Genomic DNA, 3,361 nt, shown 5'->3' with positions numbered 1-3,361 from the left:
CATGGCAACTCTCAGGGGGCACAGTGATGGGTTGCCTCTAGCATGTCACAGACCCTTTTTTCTTGCGCTTACCCTGGCTTATAACCTTATATCTATTACATGCAGTTATTCGAGATTTGACAGAAGAGAGTCAACTCAAGCAAAAAGTTCAACAAAGGCTAAAGCAGGCTGAGGATGTGTACGATAAAGTTCCAGCAAGAAATCGAGTTTTATTTGCAGTTCGAGATGATGGAACCTTCTTTGAAAAATATGTATTACCAGAGGGATCTACTCTAAAGCATGAACACTTTGCGCAAATCACAAAGGATGAAGATCAAGCGATATCAGTCAGAATCATGTCTCAGGCCATTCTTGACATGCACGACTGGTGGAATCAACGCTTGAGTGAGGAAAAAGAATCACAGACTTACATTGCAAACTTTTTTACATATTTATCAAATCGTGTTCTTTTATTATTCTTGTCCACTCCTGACAACCTAGATGATGCTTATAACCTTTTCACAGTCTTGAATAGTAGAGGGATGCAGTTAAGCTCTGGCGACATCCTAAGAGCACAAAACCTGAGGGTTATTAATGATGAGTCACGGCGTTATGAGTTAGCTAAAAAATGGGACTCTTGCGTTGATGTTGTTCAAGAGCCTCTGAGTAATTTTGATGAGCTGCTTAAATATATAGTGTTGGCAAAAATCAGATTTACAAGTGACAAGACAAGAAACTTGAAAAGCGCATTTGACTACTTGATCGATAAAGATGAAATCGTTCCAGGTGAAGGTTTCTTCGATCTTATTTCTAGATACTCGCAACACTTTAATGCTGTCTCAAATCCTCAAAAACTAGGCATTGATCCTTCTGAGGTTACAGATTTTGAAAATATATACTTTATCCTTTCCGAAACCTTTGGGGGACAGTTCATTATGCCTCTGATACATTATCGAGAACGTTTTGGGAGCTATCGAATACTTGATTTTTTGATCAAGCTAGACAATCTTGCTTCAATGGCTTGGCTGATGGGTAGGCGCACTCTGCAGCAAAGGTTATTTATTTTGATCAGAGCGATGGATGATGCGATCACAGGTGATGGGAGCACGTCACAAAGAGCAGATAGATTTTTGGAGGATGAAAGACTGGATTATGGTTACAAATATTTCCGCTCTAAAACTGACATGAAGTTACTGGAATTCAGTCAACTCCTAAAGGAAGAACAGTGGGGAACTTACGGGGGATCGAAAGTCAATAAATCAAGATACCTATTGCTTAAGTTGGACTTCATTCACGGGAATGAACAAACACGACTAAGTTTCAATCGTGCCGCATCAACCTTGGAGCATATTTTACCCAGATCTGCTGTCAACAAGAATGAAGAAGACACCTATGAGATAGCTAACTGGGTGCATAGGCTAGGGAATCTAGTGTTACTTGACCGTAAAAAGAATAGCTCACTAAGTAACGCTGACTTTGAGACCAAGATTCAGCGCTATAAAGGAAATTATGAAACACGTCCATATACGAATCATGTGTTTATGACTCATGAACAGTGGACGTTAAATGAACTCAGGAATCAGCATGACTATGCGGTGAATATGTTGATTGAGTACTATCGATTAAATAGTCTCTCCGGATTACGTCGTATACGCTCAATGTGACCGCAACTTAGTTTTTGACGGTATCACCTAACTCGCGGCGAATATCCTGAAAATTTATTCTGGAAACTCTATCGATTTACCAAACGAACCCATAGAACCCCTATGAATTAGCTAGTCTTTGCCCTTGCAGCGTGTTGAACCGTTCCAACGCTTGTATTAGTTGGTTATATGGCTCTCATATCGCGCCAACAGCGCCACACTTTGAGGAATGGGGGAAGCGGTCAGGCGATCGCTCTCATCCCCTCAAACATCAGTCATGAATCATTGACCGCATCACGTTTCTCAGTCAGGGGCAAACTGCCTGAGCGTTTTCAGCAGCCTGCCTCGATCCTGCCACTTTCTCACCTTGCCAAAGGCATATACCTTGGCAATAAACGGAGCGGCATGACTCCGGGCAAACCGTTCCATTTTAGGAATCGCGTTCACAATATCCCGTTCCAGTTCTGCCCTGGTTGCATTTCCCATCACCAAAGCAAACATCTTGGCATTGCCCTGCGCCACCGAGATCGCTTCAGGAATGTTGACCCCAATCGCCATATCTCTCGTCAGCACTATCCAGCCCCACTGACTCACCTCAGCCAACCACTCCACATCCGGCGTTTGGGTAGAGAAATGATCAGACAGTAACTCCACCCTCACCCCAGCATTAATCAAGATTTCAGCGACGTGACGGCCTAGCAAGTTTTCATCCAAAAAGAAAACTGTGGTCTCTTCCCCACTCACGCCGCGAGTCCTTCATACTCCAGGGCAGTTTGGATGAGGGCGAGATCGCACCGATAATCTTCCGCTAACAAATCAACCGACTCACCCGCCTGGTAGCGATCGGCCAACACGCTAGTGGGAATGCGAGTTCCCACAATCACCGGACGGCCAAACGAGATATCCGGGTCAATCACAATCACTTTGGGGTCATCTTTAGCGCGATCGGGATGCACAAACGGGAACAGTCGGGACGCAATCCCCTGCTCATCCACCTCAATACGAGTCAGATAAATATCTAACGTTTCTCGAATCGCAATCTGTCCACCCTTAGAAGCATCTAGCAACCGTTCTAAATGTTCCACATAAATAGACTGACCATCCGTTTTTAAGAAGTCCTCTCTGACCAAGGGGTGAGGATATCCCAGTTCATCACTAATGAAGCTCAACGCAATGCGAATTTGGTCTAGCCTGACTTCATGCTCAACCCGAATTGCCCTGAGCACATGGGCTTCTACCAAGTTGGTAAATGACAACGCTTTGGCATCCGGCTTGGGTAACTCAATCAACGGTTCTGAAAAGCGCTTGCCCTGTTTTGTCTCATAGGTACGCCCCTTAACCCAAGAACGGATCGTGCCCTTGGGAATGTGCAGATACCTTTCAGCATCTTGGTAAGAGTAGGCAGGCAGATTGCGAGTATCTAGCCTTGCGATCGTGGACATTAGGTTTAACGGGAGAGCCAATAAACTGCCGAAAGTCTACTGCACCCTCTCAATATTGAGAGCATCTTGCAGCTGACAAGTTGAAAGCGGGTGGGGGGAATCGAACCCCCATCATTAGCTTGGAAGGCTAGGGTTTTACCACTAAACTACACCCGCATGAGAGTTTTCAGATTAGCATAAACCGCTTCTGAGGTGATCACTGGAGTTGGGGTTGGGTGGCAGAACCTCACCTAACCTCTCCTTGGTAAGGCTACTAAGTACACATAAATCCCTCCTGGGCTAGTGACCATCCCTGAA

Annotated in this window: 3 protein-coding genes and 1 tRNA gene; 1 reads left to right on the top strand and 3 read right to left on the bottom strand. The window is 44.9% G+C overall.

What is annotated here, in order from left to right:
* Positions 1 to 116 precede the first annotated feature (116 nt).
* Positions 117 to 1,643, top strand: coding sequence for an HNH endonuclease family protein (locus JUK32_RS00280; RefSeq protein WP_204136871.1), 1,527 nt, complete (start codon positions 117 to 119; stop codon positions 1,641 to 1,643).
* Between the two features lie 282 nt (positions 1,644 to 1,925).
* On the opposite strand, the gene JUK32_RS00275 is transcribed toward JUK32_RS00280, so the two are convergent.
* The 3 genes from JUK32_RS00275 to JUK32_RS00265 all read right to left on the bottom strand — a co-directional run bounded on the left by JUK32_RS00275 (position 1,926) and on the right by JUK32_RS00265 (position 3,220).
* Positions 1,926 to 2,366, bottom strand: coding sequence for a hypothetical protein (locus JUK32_RS00275; RefSeq protein ID WP_204136870.1), 441 nt, complete (start codon positions 2,364 to 2,366; stop codon positions 1,926 to 1,928).
* The gene (locus tag JUK32_RS00270) at positions 2,363 to 3,064 is read right to left on the bottom strand and encodes a DUF433 domain-containing protein (protein WP_204136869.1); all 702 of its coding nucleotides are present in this window, start codon (positions 3,062 to 3,064) and stop codon (positions 2,363 to 2,365) included. Before JUK32_RS00270 ends, JUK32_RS00275 begins: the two co-directional genes overlap by 4 nt.
* Positions 3,065 to 3,149: 85 nt before the next feature.
* Positions 3,150 to 3,220, bottom strand: a tRNA-Gly gene (locus JUK32_RS00265).
* Between the last annotated feature and the right edge of the window lie 141 nt (positions 3,221 to 3,361).

The organism is Halomicronema sp. CCY15110 (genome assembly GCF_016888165.1).
In the GTDB taxonomy this organism is placed as follows: Bacteria; Cyanobacteriota; Cyanobacteriia; order Phormidesmidales; family Phormidesmidaceae; genus Halomicronema.
The sequence above is the reverse complement of the archived record's forward strand: the minus strand, read 5'-3'. Positions and strand labels throughout refer to the sequence as shown.